19 protein-coding genes are annotated in these 16,236 nt (G+C 68.8%); 13 read left to right on the forward strand and 6 right to left on the reverse strand.

Annotated elements, in window-relative coordinates; genetic code table 11:
* Nucleotides 1-565: aconitase family protein (locus WC493_RS06665; protein ID WP_373063814.1), on the reverse strand; the 565-nt coding region annotated here is incomplete at its 3' end.
* A 226-nt stretch (nt 566-791) separates the two neighbouring features.
* Here WC493_RS06665 and WC493_RS06670 point away from each other — a divergent pair.
* The 13 genes from WC493_RS06670 to WC493_RS06730 all read left to right on the forward strand — a co-directional run bounded on the left by WC493_RS06670 (nt 792) and on the right by WC493_RS06730 (nt 11,899).
* A complete protein-coding gene (locus WC493_RS06670; RefSeq protein WP_373063816.1) occupies nt 792-1,556 on the forward strand; it encodes a crotonase/enoyl-CoA hydratase family protein in 765 nt (254 codons plus the stop codon).
* A 7-nt stretch (nt 1,557-1,563) separates the two neighbouring features.
* Nucleotides 1,564-2,175 (forward strand): heme ABC exporter ATP-binding protein CcmA, encoded by a 612-nt coding sequence (gene ccmA / locus WC493_RS06675; RefSeq protein WP_373063818.1) that lies wholly within the window; start codon nt 1,564-1,566, stop codon nt 2,173-2,175.
* Nucleotides 2,172-2,840, forward strand: coding sequence for a heme exporter protein CcmB (gene ccmB, locus WC493_RS06680; protein WP_373063820.1), 669 nt, complete (start codon nt 2,172-2,174; stop codon nt 2,838-2,840). The genes ccmA and ccmB overlap by 4 nt, the downstream gene beginning before the upstream one ends.
* 55 nt (nt 2,841-2,895) lie before the next feature.
* Nucleotides 2,896-3,621, forward strand: a complete 726-nt coding sequence (locus WC493_RS06685) for a heme ABC transporter permease (RefSeq protein WP_373063914.1) — start codon at nt 2,896-2,898, stop codon at nt 3,619-3,621.
* A gap of 3 nt (nt 3,622-3,624) precedes the next feature.
* On the forward strand, nt 3,625-3,825 hold the full coding sequence (ccmD, locus tag WC493_RS06690) for a heme exporter protein CcmD (RefSeq protein WP_373063822.1): 201 nt from the start codon (nt 3,625-3,627) through the stop codon (nt 3,823-3,825).
* Nucleotides 3,822-4,328 (forward strand): cytochrome c maturation protein CcmE, encoded by a 507-nt coding sequence (gene ccmE / locus WC493_RS06695; RefSeq protein WP_373063824.1) that lies wholly within the window; start codon nt 3,822-3,824, stop codon nt 4,326-4,328. The genes ccmD and ccmE overlap by 4 nt, the downstream gene beginning before the upstream one ends.
* A complete protein-coding gene (locus WC493_RS06700; RefSeq protein WP_373063826.1) occupies nt 4,325-6,289 on the forward strand; it encodes a heme lyase CcmF/NrfE family subunit in 1,965 nt (654 codons plus the stop codon). Before ccmE ends, WC493_RS06700 begins: the two co-directional genes overlap by 4 nt.
* A gap of 4 nt (nt 6,290-6,293) precedes the next feature.
* On the forward strand, nt 6,294-6,839 hold the full coding sequence (locus tag WC493_RS06705) for a DsbE family thiol:disulfide interchange protein (protein WP_373063828.1): 546 nt from the start codon (nt 6,294-6,296) through the stop codon (nt 6,837-6,839).
* The gene (locus WC493_RS06710) at nt 6,836-7,303 is read left to right on the forward strand and encodes a cytochrome c-type biogenesis protein (RefSeq protein WP_373063830.1); all 468 of its coding nucleotides are present in this window, start codon (nt 6,836-6,838) and stop codon (nt 7,301-7,303) included. The genes WC493_RS06705 and WC493_RS06710 overlap by 4 nt, the downstream gene beginning before the upstream one ends.
* On the forward strand, nt 7,300-8,412 hold the full coding sequence (gene ccmI, locus WC493_RS06715) for a c-type cytochrome biogenesis protein CcmI (RefSeq protein ID WP_373063834.1): 1,113 nt from the start codon (nt 7,300-7,302) through the stop codon (nt 8,410-8,412). Before WC493_RS06710 ends, ccmI begins: the two co-directional genes overlap by 4 nt.
* Before the next feature lie 52 nt (nt 8,413-8,464).
* On the forward strand, nt 8,465-8,734 hold the full coding sequence (locus WC493_RS06720) for a hypothetical protein (protein WP_373063836.1): 270 nt from the start codon (nt 8,465-8,467) through the stop codon (nt 8,732-8,734).
* Nucleotides 8,735-8,770: 36 nt separating this feature from the next.
* Nucleotides 8,771-9,316 (forward strand): NUDIX domain-containing protein, encoded by a 546-nt coding sequence (locus tag WC493_RS06725; protein ID WP_373063838.1) that lies wholly within the window; start codon nt 8,771-8,773, stop codon nt 9,314-9,316.
* 87 nt (nt 9,317-9,403) lie between these two features.
* Entirely contained in the window at nt 9,404-11,899 is a 2,496-nt protein-coding gene (locus WC493_RS06730; RefSeq protein ID WP_373063840.1) for an esterase-like activity of phytase family protein, read from the forward strand.
* Between the two features lie 28 nt (nt 11,900-11,927).
* Here the strand turns inward: WC493_RS06730 and WC493_RS06735 are convergent, their stop codons facing one another.
* The 5 genes from WC493_RS06735 to WC493_RS06755 are packed head-to-tail and all read right to left on the reverse strand — an operon-like array spanning nt 11,928 to nt 16,219.
* A complete protein-coding gene (locus tag WC493_RS06735) occupies nt 11,928-12,506 on the reverse strand; it encodes a septation protein A (protein ID WP_373063842.1) in 579 nt (192 codons plus the stop codon).
* A 4-nt stretch (nt 12,507-12,510) separates the two neighbouring features.
* Entirely contained in the window at nt 12,511-13,482 is a 972-nt protein-coding gene (ftsY, locus tag WC493_RS06740; RefSeq protein WP_373063844.1) for a signal recognition particle-docking protein FtsY, read from the reverse strand.
* Nucleotides 13,479-14,732 (reverse strand): tRNA (N(6)-L-threonylcarbamoyladenosine(37)-C(2))-methylthiotransferase MtaB, encoded by a 1,254-nt coding sequence (gene mtaB, locus WC493_RS06745; RefSeq protein WP_373063846.1) that lies wholly within the window; start codon nt 14,730-14,732, stop codon nt 13,479-13,481. The genes ftsY and mtaB overlap by 4 nt, the downstream gene beginning before the upstream one ends.
* Before the next feature lie 6 nt (nt 14,733-14,738).
* Nucleotides 14,739-15,581, reverse strand: coding sequence for a diaminopimelate epimerase (gene dapF / locus WC493_RS06750; RefSeq protein ID WP_373063848.1), 843 nt, complete (start codon nt 15,579-15,581; stop codon nt 14,739-14,741).
* Between the two features lie 5 nt (nt 15,582-15,586).
* On the reverse strand, nt 15,587-16,219 hold the full coding sequence (locus tag WC493_RS06755) for a TetR/AcrR family transcriptional regulator (RefSeq protein WP_373063850.1): 633 nt from the start codon (nt 16,217-16,219) through the stop codon (nt 15,587-15,589).
* Between the last annotated feature and the right edge of the window lie 17 nt (nt 16,220-16,236).

Raw genomic sequence — 16,236 nt, forward strand, 5'->3', positions numbered from 1 at the left:
CCAGATATTCCAGGTTCACCTGGTGGCAGATGCCGGTGCCCGGGGGCACGACGCGGAAATTGTTGAAGGCCTGCTGGCCCCAGCGCAGGAAGCCGTAACGCTCGGCATTACGCTCGTATTCCAGCTTCACGTTGTCCTTGAAGGCGGACTTGGAGCCGAACTCGTCGACGATCACCGAATGGTCGATGACGAGGTCGACGGGCGAGAGCGGATTGATCTTGTTCGGGTCGCCGCCCATGCTGGCCATGGCGTCGCGCATCGCGGCGAGGTCGACCACGGCGGGCACGCCGGTGAAGTCCTGCATCAGCACGCGGGCGGGACGGAAGGCGATTTCGCGGTCGGACTTCTTGTCTTTCAGCCAGGCGGCCACGGCCTTGATGTCGTCGACGGTGACGGTGGTGCCGTTCTCGTTACGCAGCAGGTTCTCGAGCAGGACCTTGAGCGAAACCGGGAGGAGCGACAGGTCGCCCAATTCCTTCTCGGCGGCCTTGAGGCTGAAATAGTCGTAGGAAGTCTTGCCGACGGTCAGTTTCTTGCGGGTCTTCAGGCTGTCGAGCGAGGGCACGGAGCAACTCCATGAATGGGCGGGCAGTGGTCGAACATTCCTGCCGGGCGGGCCAAACGAGTCCGATGGTGATCGGGCTCTTCGATCGGTTGCGAGCATAGTGAGGCCGGCCGCGGTCGTGAAGTCCCGACAATGGTCGTGGCCGCCGCTTTTGCGCGATTTTTCTGGTCCTCGTGCCGGCCTTGCCTATGATGCGCGCCGAGAAGCGTTGCAGGGAGACCGAACAATGGCCGTTCATGTCGAGACCAGCGGTCCCGTCACCACGATCATTCTCTCGCGGCCGCATGCGAAGAACGCCGTCGACCGGCCGACCGCGGAAGCCCTGGCCGACGCCTTCCGCGCCTTCGATGCCGACGAGGAGGCGCGCGTCGCCGTGCTCTGGGGCGACCACGGCACCTTCTGCGCCGGCGCCGATCTGAAGTCCTTTTCGAGCGGCGAAAACGTGAACCGGACCCAGCCCGACGGCGACGGCCCGATGGGGCCGACCCGCCTCGATCTCTCGAAGCCGGTGATCGCCGCGATCTCGGGCTATGCCGTCGCCGGCGGGCTCGAACTCGCCCTCTGGGCCGACATCCGCGTCGCCGAAGAGGATGCCGTGCTCGGCGTCTTCTGCCGGCGCTTCGGCGTGCCGCTGATCGACGGCGGCACCGTGCGCCTGCCGCGCATCATCGGCCAGGGCCGCGCCCTCGACCTGATCCTGACCGGCCGTCCCGTCGATGCCGCCGAGGCGCTTTCGATGGGCCTGATCAATCGCGTCGTGCCCAAGGGCGAAGCACGCACTGCTGCCGAGAAACTGGCGGCCGAGATCGCCGCCCTGCCCCAGGCCTGCATGCGCTTCGATCGCCGCTCGGTCTACGAGCAGTGGAACCTGTCGCTCGACAGCGCGCTGCAGAACGAATTCTATCTCGGCATGCAGTCGCTCGAACACGCGGCCGAAGGCGTCGCCCGCTTCATGGAAGGCGCCGGCCGCGGGGGCACCAAGGTCGACTGATCGCATCATGCTGGCAACCGAAGCACTTGGCGTCATTCGCGGCGAAAGGGCCGTGCTGGCCGGCATCGACCTCACCGTCGAGGCGGGCGAGGCGCTGGTCCTGCGCGGGCCGAACGGGGCCGGCAAGTCGACCCTGCTGCGCCTGCTCGCCGGCCTGCTCGCCCCAGCGACCGGACGGATTACCTGGGACGGCCGCCCGATCGACGAGGACCGCGAGGCGCACGGCCGCAGGCTTCGCTACGCCGGCCATGGCGACGCCCTGAAATTCGCCCTGACCGCGTGGCAGAACCTGGAATTCTGGGCCCGCTTCGAAGGCACGCCGGTCACCGCCGTGGACACGGCGCTCGACCGCCTCGGCCTCGGCGCGCTCGGCGACCTGCCGGCCGGCATCCTCTCGGCCGGGCAGAAGCGCCGCCTCGGCCTCGCCCGTCTGGCGCTCGCGCCGCGCCCGCTCTGGCTCCTGGACGAGCCCACCGTGAGCCTCGACGCCGCCTCGGTCGAAGTCCTGGCCGGCCTGATCTGGGAACACCGGGCCGCCGGCGGCATGGTCGTGGTCGCCACCCACGACGGCCTGGCGCTGCCCAACGCCCGCACCTTCACCCTGGAGAAGGCGGCATGACCGGAGCCTTTCTCGCCATTCTCCGCCGCGACCTCCGCCTCGCCTTCGCGCAGGGCGGCTCGGTCGGCCTCGTCATCGGCTTCTTCGTGATCGCGGCGACGCTGTTTCCGCTCGCCGCCGGACCGGAGCGGCAGGAGCTCGCCCGCGTCGCGCCCGCGGTGATCTGGATCGGCGCCCTGCTCGCCACGCTGCTCTCGCTCGACCGGCTGTTCCAGGCCGACCTCGAGGACGGCAGCCTCGACCTCCTCATGGTCGGCGGCCAGCCGGGCAGCGTCGTGGTCTTCGCCAAATGCATGGCGCATTGGCTCTCGACCGGGCTGCCCCTGGTGGTCGCCTCGCCCCTGCTCGGCATCTTGCTCGGGCTCGAGCCCGCCTCGATCGTCATGCTGGCGAAGACGCTGGCGCTCGGCACGCCCACGCTGTCGCTGATCGGCGCGGTCGGCGCCGGGCTCACCGTCGGCGTCCGGCGGGCGGGCATCCTGATCGCCGTCCTCGTCCTGCCGCTCTATGTCCCCGTGCTGATTTTCGGGGCGGGCGCCGTCAATCTTGCCGGCCTCGGGCTGGCGACCGGACCGAGCCTCGCCCTGCTCGGCGCCATCCTCCTGGTCAGCCTGCCGGTCGGCACGCTGGGGGCGGCTGCGGCACTGCGCCTCGCTGTACTTTGAACATGATCTAGATCATGTTGTCGCCCGGGGCAGTCAGGGATAAACCTTCACCATGTTGACGCGCCTCGCCAACCCGACCCGCTTCGTCCGCCTCGCCGACCGGCTGCTGCCCTGGCTGATCGGCGCCATGGCGATCGCCTTCGTGGTCGGCCTGGTCTGGGGCCTCGGTTTCGCGCCGCCGGACTACCAGCAGGGCGACACCGTCCGCATCATGTATGTCCATGTCCCGGCCGCCTGGCTCGCCATGTTCGGCTATTCCTTCATGGCGGTCGCCAGTTTCGTCGCCCTGGTCTGGAAGCATCCGCTGGCCGATGTCGCGGCCAAGGCGGCGGCCCCCATCGGCGCCGGCTTCTGCCTGGTCGCCCTGGTCACCGGTTCGCTCTGGGGGGCGCCCATGTGGGGCACCTGGTGGGTGTGGGATGCCCGCCTCACCTCGATGCTGGTGCTCTTCTTCCTCTATGTCGGCTATATCGCCCTCTGGTCCGCGATCGACGAGCCGGAGCGGGCGGCCAAGGCCGCCGCCATCCTGGCCCTGGTCGGCGCCGTCAATGTGCCGATCGTGAAATTCTCGGTCGACTGGTGGTCGACCCTGCATCAGCCCTCCTCGATCATGCGCATGGACGGGCCGTCGGTCGACCCCACCATCCTGTGGCCGCTGCTGATCAACGCGCTCGCCTTCCAGCTCTATTTCGTGGTCGTCCTGCTGTGGCGCATGAAGGCGGAGCTGATCACGCGGCGCGTCCGCGCATTGACCCTCGGCCTGGCCGCCCGGGAAGCCTGAGATATGGACAAGATCGCCGATTTCCTCGCCATGGGTGGCTATGCCGCCTTCGTCTGGCCGTCCTTCGCCCTGACCTTCCTGGTCGTGATCGTGCTCGGCGTGACCAGCCGGCGGGCGCTGAAACAGGCCCAGGCCCGGCTCGACCTCCTGGAACAGTCCAGGCCCGCGCGCCGGCCGCGCGCCGGCCAGGGGCGCGCGGCATGACGCCCCGCAAGCGCCGCCGCCTGATCATCGGCCTCGCCGGCCTCGCCTGCCTGGGCGCCGCCGCGGCCCTGGTGCTGACCTCGCTCGGCGACCAGCTCGTCTTCTTCCTGTCGCCGACCGAGATCGTGACCAAGGCGCCGCCGCCCAACCAGCGGGTCCGCGTCGGCGGCCTCGTCGAACAAGGCTCGGTGTCGCGCAGCGCCGACGGCACCACGGTAACCTTCAAGATTACCGACCTGACCACCAGCCTGCCCGTCACCTATCACGGCCTCCTGCCCGCCCTGTTCCGCGAGGGCCAGGGCGTGGTCGCCGAAGGCAACCGCCAGCAGGACGGCAGCCTGCTCGCCGCCGAAGTGCTGGCCAAGCACGACGAGACCTATATGCCGAAGGAAGTGGTCGAGGCCCTGAAGGCGTCCGGACGCTGGAAGGAAGGCGACCCGGTCCCCGCCACTGCCCACCCCGGAACCACATCCCCCGGAAACCAGGGAACGGCCAAGCCATGATCGCCGAACTCGGCCATTTCGCCCTGATCCTCGCCTTCACCGTGGCCTGCGCCCAGGGCACCGTGCCCCTGTTCGGCGCCTGGCGCGGCCACCTGCCCTCGATCCGCCTGGCCGATACCGCGGCGGTGCTGCAGTTCGTGCTGGTGGCCGGCGCCTTCGCCGCCCTGATGCACGCCTATGTGACGTCCGACTTCTCGGTCGCCAACGTCTACGCGAACAGCCATTCGCAGAAGCCGCTGCTCTACAAGATCACCGGCCTCTGGGGCAATCACGAGGGTTCGCTGCTGCTCTGGGCCTTCATGCTGAGCCTGTTCGGCGCCATGGTCGCCCTCTTCGGCCGCAACCTGCCGGACAGTTTCCGGGCCCGGGCGCTGGCGGTGCAGGGCCTGGTCGGCGTCGGCTTCATGGCCTTCATGATCTTCACTTCGAACCCCTTCCTGCGCATGGATCCGGCGCCGCTGGAAGGCCAGGGGCTGAACCCGATCCTGCAGGACCCGGGCCTCGCCTTCCATCCGCCCTTCCTCTATGCCGGCTATGTCGGCATTTCGATCGCCTTCTCCTTCGCCGTCGCCGCCCTGATCGAGGGCCGCGTGCCGCCCTCCTGGGCGCGCTGGGTCCGGCCCTGGACGCTGGCCGCCTGGGCCATGCTGACGATCGGCATCACCGGCGGTTCCTATTGGGCCTATTACGAGCTGGGCTGGGGCGGCTTCTGGTTCTGGGACCCGGTCGAGAACGCTTCGCTGATGCCCTGGCTGGCAGCCACCGCCTTGCTCCATTCCGCGATCGTGGTCGAAAAGCGCGACACGCTGAAGAGCTGGACCATCCTGCTCGCCATCGTCGCCTTCTCGCTCTCGCTGCTCGGCACCTTCCTGGTGCGCTCCGGCGTGCTCACATCCGTTCACGCTTTTGCTTCGGATCCGGAGCGCGGCTTCTTCATCCTGGTCTTCCTCGGCTCGGTCACCGGCGGCGCCCTGACGCTCTATGCGATCCGGGCTCCCGCCTTGAAGGCCGGCGGGTTGTTCCAGACCATCAGCCGCGAAGGCGCACTCGTCCTCAACAACCTGCTGCTGGCGACCGCGACCGCGACCGTGCTGCTCGGCACGCTCTATCCGCTCATCCTCGACGTGCTGACCGGCACCAAGGTCTCGGTCGGCCCGCCCTTCTACAATGCGACCTTCATGCCGCTCATGGTGCCCCTGATCGTGGCGCTGGGCATCGGGCCGCTGCTGCCGTGGAAGCGGGGCGATCTCTTCGCCGTGCTCGACCGGCTGAAGTTCATCGCCCTCGCCTCGGTCGTCGCCGCCGCCCTGGTGCTGTGGCTTACCATGGACGCGCCCCTGATGGCGATCGTCGCCTTCGCCTTCGCCTTCTTCCTGGCCGGTAGCGTGATCCTGGAATTCGTCGACCGGGTGCGGCTCCGCCAGCTCGGGCTGGCCGGCGCCTTCCGCCGGCTGTTCACCCTGCCGCGCGGCGCGATCGGCATGTCGCTGGCCCATTTCGGCATGGCGGTCTCGGTGATCGGCATCGCCGCCGCGACCGGCTTCGCGCAGGAACACTTGGGCGTCATGAAGGCGGGCGACACGCTCGACTTCGGCGGCTACCACCTGACCTTCAAGGGCGTCGAGCAGGTTCCCGGCCCGAACTACACGGCCGCCCGCGGCACCGTCGAGGTCGAGGGCGTGGGCCTGCTCCAGCCGGAGACCCGGCGCTTCGTGGCGCCGCCGATGGAGACCACCGAATCGGCGATCCATTCGACCCCCTGGGGCGATCTCTATGTCGTGGTCGGCGACAAGGCGGGCGAAGGCTATGCCACCCGCATCTATTGGAAGCCCTTCGTGATCTGGATCTGGGCCGGCGGCGTGATCATGGCGTTCGGCGGCTTCGTCTCGCTCTCGGACCGCAGGCTCCGCGTCGGCGCGCCGATCCGCCGCGCGGCACCGGCCGCCGCCCCTGCGGAGTGACGCCATGAAGGGCCAGTTCCGCTTCCTGCTCGCCGCTTTGCCGCTCGCCGTCGCGATCGGCCTCGGCGGCTTGTTCTACGACCGGCTGGGCAAGAACCCGTCCGAACTGCCCTCCGTCCTGATCGGCAAGCCCGCGCCGGAATTCGACCTGCCCGGCCTCGATCCCGGCCAGCCGGGCTTCGCCACCGCCGACCTGCGCGCCGGCTCGGTCACCGTCGTCAATGTCTTCGCCTCCTGGTGCGCGCCCTGCCGGATCGAGCACCCGATCCTGACCAAGCTGGCGGGACAGCCGGGCTTCCGCCTGGTCGGCCTCGCCTATAAGGACAAGCCGGAAGCAACCAAGGCTTTCCTGGCCGAGTTGGGCAATCCTTACGCCCTGATCGGTTCCGACCTGGCCGGCCGCGTCGCGATCGACTGGGGCGTCTATGGCGTGCCGGAAACCTATGTCGTCTCCAAGCAGGGCGAGATCATGTGGAAGCATGTCGGCGAGCTGACCGACGAGGTCATCGCCCGCGAACTGCAGCCCCTCGTCGAGAAACTCGCCCAATGAAATCCCTGTTCCTGGCGGCCACCCTGGCCTTCGCGGCGCTGCCGGCGCTCGCTGCCGGCCTCGACCAGCCGCTGCCCGATCCCGCGCAGGAAGCCAAGGCGCGCGCGATCGCCAAGGAAATCCGTTGCCTGGTGTGCCAGAACGAATCGATCGACGAGTCGAATGCCGATCTCGCCGCCGACCTTCGCCGCATCGTGCGCGAGAGGGTCGCGGCCGGCGACGACGAGGCGGCGGTGAAGCGCTATCTGGTCGAGCGTTACGGTGAATGGGTGCTGCTGCGCCCGCCCTTCGAGCCGTCGACCTGGGCGCTGTGGTTCGGGCCGGCCGCCATCCTCCTGGTCGCCGGTGGCGCCATCTGGCTGCGCCGGCGCCGGCCGGCACCCGCCGAAGCCGCCCCCGCCCCCCTGAGCGCCGAGGAAGAAGCCCGCCTCGCCGAATTGATGAAGGACGGAGACCGGTCATGATGCTGGCCGTCTTCGGCTTGATCGCCGCCGCGGTGGCGATCCTCCTGCTGCGCCCCCTGCTGCGCCCGGCCCATAACCGCGACGCCGCCGCGGCCGAACGCGCCGTCTATCGCGCCCAGCTCGACGAACTGGCGGCCGAACAGGCGGCCGGCGGCATCGGCGCGGACGAGGTCGCGGCCGCCAAGCTCGAAATCGAACGCCGCCTGCTCAAGGTGAGCGAGGCCACCAAGGCCTCGGGCCGGCCTTCCCTGGTCCTCGCCCTGGTGGTCGCCATCGGCGTGCCGGCCGGCGGCGCCCTGCTCTACGACGTGCTCGGCGCCAACGGGCTCGGCGATGCGCCGCTGGCGCCGCGCCTGACGGCGGCGGGCCAGATGGCGGAGACCGAACGCCTGATCGCCGAACTCGAAAAGCGCATGGTCGAGCACCCGGAAGATCCGCGCGGCTGGATCCTGCTGGCGCGCGCCCGTGCCGCCGAGGGCAAGCTGATCCCCGCGGCCGAAGCCTATGAGAAGGTGATCGGCCTGATGCCCGACTCGGTCGACGCCCGCCTGGGCGCCGCCGAACTCCGGATCGCCGCCGCCCAGGGCGTGGTGACGCCCGAGGCCAAGGCGTTGATCGATCAGGCGCTGACCCTCGAGCCCAAGAATGCCGGCGCCCGCCATTTCGCCGCTTACGCCAAATTCGCCGCAGGCGACAAGAACGGTGCCGCCGACGATTGGCAGGCCCTGCTGCCCGAACTGACGGCGGACGATCCGCTGCGCGATGCAGTGGTCGCCGGTCTCGCCGCCGCCGGGCGGCCCGTTCCCGAAGTTCCGCCGGCGGCATCGGCGGCACCGGGTCCGAGTGCCGGCGATGTCGCCGCCGCGCAGGAGATGACGCCGGAACAACGCCAGGCCATGATCGAGAGCATGGTCGAACGTCTGGCGGCGCGCCTGAAGGCGCAGCCGGACGACCTCCAGGGCTGGCTGAAACTGGCCCGCGCCTATGACGTCCTGGGCAAGGCGCCGGAAGCGGTCGCGGCCTGGGAAAAGGCGGCGGCCTTGAAGCCGGACGATGCCGAGATCCAGGCCGGCCTGACGGCGGCGCGCGCCAAGGCGGCAGCCCCATGACCCCCCGCCGTTAAGTCCTCCTTAAGCTCTGCGGCGACAATCTGGCGTCATCATGGACATCAAGCCGAGCTCCGCCCTCCTGACCGCCCTCGCCTCGCTGCAGCAAGGCGGCGTCGGCACGCGCACGGCACCCGGCGGCTCGGCCCAGGCCCAGGCGGTGGCGACCCAGACCGCATCCGCCGTACCCGCCACCAATGGCAGCGGCGTCGACATCCGGGTCGGCGCGCCGCCCGTCACGGGCCCGCAGACCCGCGAGGCCCCAGGTACCACCCGCCGCCCGCTCCAGCCCGGCCTCGGCCGCTACATCGACCTTACGGTCTGACTTGCCGTGCCGGCGGCGCCGGCCGACAATCGCGCCATGAGCCAGGCGCCCGATTTCCACATCGCGATCCCCGAAGGCGACGAGCGCCAGCGCGACGTCTGCCGGACCTGCGGCTTCGTCAATTATGTGAACCCCAAGATCGTGGTCGGCGCCGTCGTCACCGTCGGCGACCGTTTCCTGCTGGCACGACGGGCGATCGAGCCGCGGCGCGGTTTCTGGACCATTCCCACCGGCTTCATGGAAGAGGGTGAGAGCGTCGCCGAAGGGGCCGCCCGCGAAGCCCGGGAAGAGGCCTGCGCCGAAATCGCGATCGACGCCCTGCTCGCCGTCTATTCGATTCCGCGCCTGTCCCAGGTCCAGATGATCCATCGCGCCACCCTGGCCCGGCCGGATTTCGCCGCCGGGCCGGAGAGCCTGGAGGTCCGCCTGTTCTCCTGGGACGAGATCCCCTGGGACGAGCTCGCCTTCCCCTCGGTCCATTGGGCGCTGCATCACTGGCGCGCGGTCGAAGGCCGGCACGATTTCGCCCCCTTCGGCAATCCCCCGGGCGAGGACGGCCGCAAGCCCCTGCCGACATCGTAGTTTCACGGGAAGGTCACGCAGCGGTCACCCCCCTGTCGTCTGGCGGCGGCATAACGCCCAGGCTGGGATATTGGCAGGGGGTTTCACATGCGTTTCACGTTCGTCGGCGGCGCCTGCGCCGCCGCGGCGCTTCTGGCAGGGCTGTCGCCCGCGGCCGGCGCCTCGCTCGAATATACCACCACTCATGCGACCACCGGCGACGCGCCGGTCTCGCTGACCATGAACGGCGAGACCTTCGTCAATCAGGGTCTGGTCGGCGCCGGCCGGCTGTCGGCCACGCTGAAGGATTTCATGGGCACTTCGCTCGGCTCCTTCTCCGGGATGGCGATCGATCGCAATACCTGGCGCAAGGTCGGCGACAGCTACACGGGCACCCTCTATACGCTGCCGGACCGCGGCTATAACACCGACAGCTATTATTCGAACTACCAGGGCCGCCTGGTCCAGTTCGACCTCAGCTTCACGCCCTATAGCGGCGCCGATCTGCCGGCCGCGACCACCTCGCAGAGCCAGATCAGCCTCACGCCGACGGGCAGCGGCATCGCCCTGACCGATTTCAACGGCACCGCCACCACCGGCTTCGACCCGGGCACCGGCACGATCACGGAAAACGGCTATCTGCTGCCCTACAGCACCGCGGCCGGCCGCGTGCCGCTGGACGCCGAAGCGCTCGCCTTCCTGCCGGACGGCAGCTTCTACGTGGGCGACGAATATTCGGGCGGCGTCTATCTGTTCGACGCCAGCGGCAAGATGAAGGGCTTCATCGCCCCCGTTGCCGCCCTGGTCCCCATGACCGACGGCGTGGTGGACTATAATTCGACCAGCGCCCCCGATACCGGCCGGCGCAACAACCAGGGCATCGAGGCGGTCTCGATCACCCCGGACGGCAAGAAACTGGTCGAGATCCTGCAGTCCGCCACGCTCCAGGACAGCGATACCTCCGACCAGTCGGACCGCACCAATACCCGCATCCTGATCTACGACATCTCGACCACCCTGACGCCCACCGCGCCGGTCGAGCATTACGTCCTGCAACTGCCGATCATCAACGACAAGGGCAACGGCAAGGCGACCAACAAGACCGCGGCGCAGAGCGAAGTCCTCGCCATCAACGACAGCCAGTTCCTGGTCCTGTCGCGCGACGGCGCCGGTTACGGCACCGAGAGCAACAAGCCCGAGGTCTACAAATCGATCCTGCTGGTCGACACCAATGGCGCCACCAACCTGGCCGGTACCGAATACGAGACCACGACGAAGCCCGTCTCGGACGGCAGGGTGCTCGATCCGTCGATCACGCCGGTCGAGTTCGGCGAGTTGGTGAACATGTTGAACACCACCCAGCTGGCGCGCTTCGGCCTCAATATCGACACTTCGAGCCCGAAGGGCGGCACCAATCTGACGCTGTCCGAAAAGTGGGAAGCGATGGCCCTGCTGCCGGCGCTGGACGAGGCCCATCCGCAGGATTTCTTCCTCTTCGTCGGCAACGACAACGACTTTCTCACCACCGACGGCGTGATGCCGGACGGCTACACCTATGACGCCGGCCTGAACAACGACAGCATGCTGCTGGCCTATCGCCTGACCCTGCCGACCGCGGTCGACCCGCTGTTCGAGCAGGCGATGATCGTCGCCGGCGGCGCCGCCATGGCCTCGGTCGACCAGGCCGTCTTCGGTGCCGCCGACGCGGGCCAGGCCGACGTCGCCGGCCATCTCACCGGTCTCCGCACCGATGCCCTGCTGGCCGGCAAGGGCAAGGCGGGCGACACCCGCCCGGTGAAAGTCTGGGTTTCCGGCACCTACGACTGGGACAACCGCGACGCCGACACCATCTCGACCGACGCCACCAATTACGGCGCCACGGCGGGCATCGATTTCGCCCTCGCCCCCACGGTCACCGTCGGCGGCGCGGTCGGCACCCAGGGCGGGCGGAACGAGCCGGCGACCGGCTTCCGCACCGAATACAGCGCCTATGCGATTTCCGCCTATGGCCAATATTCGGCGGGCGGCCTGTCGGTCTCCGGCAGCTACAGCTTCGTCCCGCTCTCCTTCGGCGAGATTCGCCGGCCCGGCGCCTTCGGCACCTCGGCCGCCGGCTCGACCGAAGGCCGCGCCCATGTCTTCGCCGGTGAGGCCAGCTATCTGACCGGCCTCGGCGGCTTCAGCGCGGGTCCGCTGGCGACCATCTCCCATGTCGAAGCCTCGGTCGACGGCTATACCGAAGAAGGCGGCGCCGGTGGCAACGTGGTCTATCCCGACCGCAACGCCAGCCGTTCCACCGCCGGCTTCGGCGCCGAAGCGGTGTTGCCGCTGACCGGCGTCGCCCTGACCGGCCGTGCCCTCTACAACTGGGTCTTCGCCGATGACGACGGCACGGCGGCACTCCGCCTCGCCAGCGTCGGCGGCAGCGCCGGCGGCGCCACCGTGAACGTTCCCTCGGGCCAGAGCGACAGCATCACCCTGGGCCTCCGCGCCCAGGGCGAGGTGATCGCCAATGTCGGTTGGTTCGTCGGCTACGATCTCGACATCAGCGTCGACGGCGGCACCGCCAACACGGTCTCGACCGGCTTCAGCGTCGGCTTCTGAGGCGGGTAGGGGCGGCTCAGGCCGCCCCCTACTCCGACTTTTCGGGAAGCTGGTGGCGCAGGATCAGCGGCATCTGCGCCAGGGTGAAGGCGATGGTCAGCGGCATGATGCCGAAGACCTTGAAGGCCGCCCAGGTGTCGGTGGTGAAATTCCGCCACACCACTTCGTTCACCACCGCGAGCACCAGGAAGAAGCCGGCCCAGCGGAAGGTGAGTGCCCGCCAGCCCGTCTCGTCGAGCTGGAAGGCGGCGCCGAACAACGGTTTCAGCAATGACCGCCCGGTCATCAGCCCGCCGAACAGGATGACGCCGAACAGCGTGTTCACGATGGTCGGCTTCATCTTGATGAACAGCTCGTCCTGCAGGATCAGGGTGAGCCCGCCGAAGACGAGGACGAAGAAGCCCGAGACCATGGGCATCACGGGCAGGCGCCGTTCGAGCGCCCAATTGGTGCCCAGGGCGGCGACCGTCGCGACCATGAAGGCCGCGGTCGCCGGGAAGATGCCGTAGCGGGCATTGGCGAAGAAGAAGACGGCGAGCGGCCCCGCCTCGAGCAGCAGGCGGACGAAGGGATTGATCTTGGTGGCGTGGGCAGTTGTCTCGGCCATGGCGTCAGTCCCGGTCGGCGACGCCGGCCAGCGCGCGGGCGAAGGCATCGGCATCGAAATCCTGGAAGTCGTCGATCCCCTCGCCGACGCCGATGGCATGGATCGGCATCCAGTATTTCTTGGCGATGGCGACCAGCACGCCGCCCCGGGCGGTACCGTCCAGCTTGGTCATGATCACGCCGCTGATCTTGGCGACGCGCTCGAAGACGTCGACCTGGTTGACCGCGTTCTGGCCGGTGGTGGCGTCGAGCACCAGGATGGTGTCGTGCGGCGCCGTCTCGTCGAGCTTCTTGAGCACGCGGAGGATCTTGGTCAGCTCCGCCATCAGCCCCTCCTTGTTCTGGAGGCGGCCGGCGGTGTCGATCAGCAGGACGTCATAGCCTTCCCGCTTGGCCTGTTCGAGGGCGTCGAAGGCGAGGCCGGCGGCATCCGAGCCCGCGGGCCTGGTGACCACCGGAACGCCCGAACGCTCGCCCCAGACCGCGAGCTGCTCGATCGCGGCGGCGCGGAAGGTGTCGCCCGCCGCCAGCATGACCTTGAGGCCCTGGGCCTTGAAGCGGCTGGCCAGCTTGCCGATGGTCGTCGTCTTGCCGGTGCCGTTCACGCCCACCATGAGGATGACATGGGGCTTCCGGGCGGCGTCGATCACCAGCGGCTTTTCGGAAAACTTCAGGACCTTGGAGACTTCCTCGGCCAGGACGGATTTCACTTCCTCGTCCGAGATTTCCTTGCCGAAGCGGCCCTTGGCCAGGGCTTCGCGCACCGCGACCGCGACATCGACGCCGAGGTCGGCGCGGATCAGCGCCTCTTCGAGCTCGTCCAGCGTCTCGTCGTCGAGCTTCCGCTTCTTGAACAGGCCGGTGATCGACTGCCCGAGCGAGGAGGACGAGCGCGACAGCCCGGCCTTCAGGCGGCTGAGCCAGCCGGATTTCTTGCCTTCCGTCGGAACCTCGGGCGTATCGGTCTTGTCGGTCATGCGGCGATCAACTCCGCGCCCTCGCGGGCGCCAATGGTGACGGGCACGATCTCACCCGGCCCGAATTCGGACTTCAGGCGGACAGCGGCGAAATGTTCGGTACGGCCGAGGCCGGGGCTTTCCACGATCGCCCGCTCCGCCTTGCCGATACGGCTGTCGAGGAAGCGGGCGAGCGCGTCATTGCCCTTGGCGCGCAGACGCTCGGCCCGCTCCTTGGCCACAGTGCGGCCGACCTGGGGCATCTTGGCGGCGGGCGTGCCGGGCCGGGGCGAGAAGGGAAAGACGTGGAGATAGGTGAGACCCGCCTCGTCCACGAGGTTCAGCGTGTCCTGGAACGCCGCTTCCGTCTCGGTCGGGAAACCGGCGATGAAATCGGCGCCGAGGGCGATGTCGGGCCGGGCGGCGCGCAGCTTGGCTGCGAAGCGGATGGCGTCTTCGCGGAGGTGCCGGCGCTTCATGCGCTTCAGGATCAGGTCGTTGCCGGCCTGGAGCGAGAGGTGGAGATGGGGCATCAGCCGCTCTTCTTCCGCCAGTGCCGCCAGGATGTCGTCGTCGGCTTCCGCCGCATCGATCGACGAGATGCGAAGCCTCGGCAGTTCCGGCACCGCCTTCAGCAGGCGGCGGGTGAGCTGGCCGAGGCTGGGCTTGCCCGGCAGGTCCTCGCCATAGGAGGTGAGGTCGACCCCGGTCAGCACCACTTCGCGGTGGCCGGCCTCGACCAGGCGGCGCACTTCCTCGACGATGGCGCCCATTGGCACGGAACGTGACGGCCCGCGGCCATAGGGGATGATGCAGAAGGTGCAGCGATGGTCGCAGCCGTTCTGGACCTGGACGAAGGCCCGCGCCCTGCCCTCGAAACCTTCGACCAGATGGCCCGCGGTCTCGCGCACCGCCATGATGTCGGCGACCTTGACCTTTTCCGTCTCGCCCACGCCGAAATCGGGCGACCAGGTCTCGGCCGCCATCTTCTCGAGATTGCCGACCACCTGGTCGACCTCGGCCATTTCGGCGAAGCGCTCCGGCTCGACCTGGGCGGCGCAGCCGGTGACGATCAGCTTGGCCCCCGGGTTCTCGCGCCGCGCCTTGCGGATCGCCTGGCGGGCCTGGCGCACCGCCTCCGCCGTGACGGCGCAGGTATTGACGATCACCGCATGGTCGAGGCCCGCCGCCTCGGCATGGCGCTTCATCACCTCGGATTCATAGGCGTTGAGGCGACAGCCGAAGGTGATGACCTCGATCCCGTTGGGCATGGAAACTCAGGCGGCCTTGACCCGCGGCGGCAGGGCGATGACGCCCGAGAAGGCGACCGCGACCGGCCCGGTCATGATCACATGGTCGTCCTCGGCCCGCCATTCCATGTCGAGCCGTCCGCCGTCCATCCAGATCGTCGCCTTGCGGTCGACCAGGCCGCGGCGCGTCGCCGCGACCACGGTGGCGCAGGCCGCGGTGCCGCAGGCGAGCGTGCGCCCGGCGCCGCGCTCCCAGACCACGACGCGGAGCGAGCCGTCCGCCTGCTTCGAGACGAAGGAGACATTGGTCCGTTCCGGGAACAGCGGATCATGCTCGATCACCGGCCCCAGCGCCTCGACCTTCACCTTTTCGGCGTCGTCGACGAAGAAGACGACATGGGGATTGCCCATGCTGACCGCGGCCGGCCCGGCCAGGCCGGGGGCGGCGGCGTAATCGAGCTTCACCGTGTCCATGGCGCGGGCGAGCGGGATTTCCGACCAGTCGAGCCGGGGCTTGCCCATGTCGACGGTGATATAGCCGTCCGGCGCCGAGGAGGCGAGCAGGATGCCCGCGACCGTCTCGATCGAGACCGCGTTCCGCCGGGCGCCGGCGATCATCAGGGCACCGACGCAGCGCGTGGCATTGCCGCAGGCGCCGGCTTCGGAGCCATCCGGGTTCCAGATCCGCATGAAGACGTCGGCCTTGTCGGAGCGTTCCAGCACGATGAGCTGATCGCAGCCGACGCCGGTCCGCCGGTTGGCGATCGCCTGCGCCAGCGGTTCGTTGATCTCCACGGGGGAGGTGCGGGCGTCGACGATGACGAAGTCATTGCCGAGGCCGTGCATCTTGATGAAGGGAATGCCGTCCATGGCCGCTATATAGGCGCTTGAGCCCCCTCTCGTAAACCGTCCCCGGCGAGGCGAGCGATGATTTCCGCGAGGGTCTCGATCGCATCCGCGCGGGTCATGCCCGGCAGCGGTGCCAGGATGCTCTCCAGCACGGCCGACTGGATCATCGCGGTGAGCTGGAAGGCCGCCACATTGGGCCGGCTGAAGGCGTTCCGTCCGATCGACTGGGCATAGATCTGGCCCGCCAGCACGAGCAGCCGCTCGCGCAGCGTGGCGACCGCCGGCAGGTCGCGCAGAAAAGGAATCTCGTATTGGATCGCGCGCACCAGGGGGGCGCGGCGGTCGATCGTGTCGTAGAGGACTTCGGCCGCGCGGCGGAAATCGGCCTGGACGCCCAAGAGGCCGGCGCCGAATTCGGCCAGGATCTCGTCCACCGCCCGCTCGACCAGCTTGGCGACGATCGCCTCCTTGCCCGGGAAATATTGGTAGACCGAGCCGATCGAGACGCCCGCCCGTTCCGCGATGTGGTTGGTGGTCAGGGCGCCGTAGCCGCGCTCCCCCAGAAGTTGAGCGGCCGCGGTCAGCACGGCATCCACCGTGGCCTGGGAACGCCCCTGGGTCGGGCGCTTTTTCATCGAAAGATCAACGGCTTCGGCCATGGAACCGGGCACCTCCG

The organism is Zavarzinia sp., assembly GCF_041650655.1.
Classification (GTDB): Bacteria; Pseudomonadota; Alphaproteobacteria; order Zavarziniales; family Zavarziniaceae; genus Zavarzinia.

Bases quoted from the DNA above. Each gene is read 5' to 3' on its own strand.
- WC493_RS06670 (WP_373063816.1), top strand. From the start codon at position 792: ATGGCCGTTCATGTCGAGACCAGCGGTCCCGTCACCACGATCATTCTC.
- ccmA (WP_373063818.1), top strand. From the start codon at position 1,564: ATGCTGGCAACCGAAGCACTTGGCGTCATTCGCGGCGAAAGGGCCGTG.
- ccmB (WP_373063820.1), top strand. From the start codon at position 2,172: ATGACCGGAGCCTTTCTCGCCATTCTCCGCCGCGACCTCCGCCTCGCC.
- ccmD (WP_373063822.1), top strand. From the start codon at position 3,625: ATGGACAAGATCGCCGATTTCCTCGCCATGGGTGGCTATGCCGCCTTC.
- ccmE (WP_373063824.1), top strand. From the start codon at position 3,822: ATGACGCCCCGCAAGCGCCGCCGCCTGATCATCGGCCTCGCCGGCCTC.
- WC493_RS06700 (WP_373063826.1), top strand. From the start codon at position 4,325: ATGATCGCCGAACTCGGCCATTTCGCCCTGATCCTCGCCTTCACCGTG.
- WC493_RS06705 (WP_373063828.1), top strand. From the start codon at position 6,294: ATGAAGGGCCAGTTCCGCTTCCTGCTCGCCGCTTTGCCGCTCGCCGTC.
- WC493_RS06710 (WP_373063830.1), top strand. From the start codon at position 6,836: ATGAAATCCCTGTTCCTGGCGGCCACCCTGGCCTTCGCGGCGCTGCCG.
- ccmI (WP_373063834.1), top strand. From the start codon at position 7,300: ATGATGCTGGCCGTCTTCGGCTTGATCGCCGCCGCGGTGGCGATCCTC.
- WC493_RS06720 (WP_373063836.1), top strand. From the start codon at position 8,465: ATGGACATCAAGCCGAGCTCCGCCCTCCTGACCGCCCTCGCCTCGCTG.
- WC493_RS06725 (WP_373063838.1), top strand. From the start codon at position 8,771: ATGAGCCAGGCGCCCGATTTCCACATCGCGATCCCCGAAGGCGACGAG.
- WC493_RS06730 (WP_373063840.1), top strand. From the start codon at position 9,404: ATGCGTTTCACGTTCGTCGGCGGCGCCTGCGCCGCCGCGGCGCTTCTG.
- WC493_RS06735 (WP_373063842.1), bottom strand. From the start codon at position 12,506: ATGGCCGAGACAACTGCCCACGCCACCAAGATCAATCCCTTCGTCCGC.
- ftsY (WP_373063844.1), bottom strand. From the start codon at position 13,482: ATGACCGACAAGACCGATACGCCCGAGGTTCCGACGGAAGGCAAGAAA.
- mtaB (WP_373063846.1), bottom strand. From the start codon at position 14,732: ATGCCCAACGGGATCGAGGTCATCACCTTCGGCTGTCGCCTCAACGCC.
- dapF (WP_373063848.1), bottom strand. From the start codon at position 15,581: ATGGACGGCATTCCCTTCATCAAGATGCACGGCCTCGGCAATGACTTC.
- WC493_RS06755 (WP_373063850.1), bottom strand. From the start codon at position 16,219: ATGGCCGAAGCCGTTGATCTTTCGATGAAAAAGCGCCCGACCCAGGGG.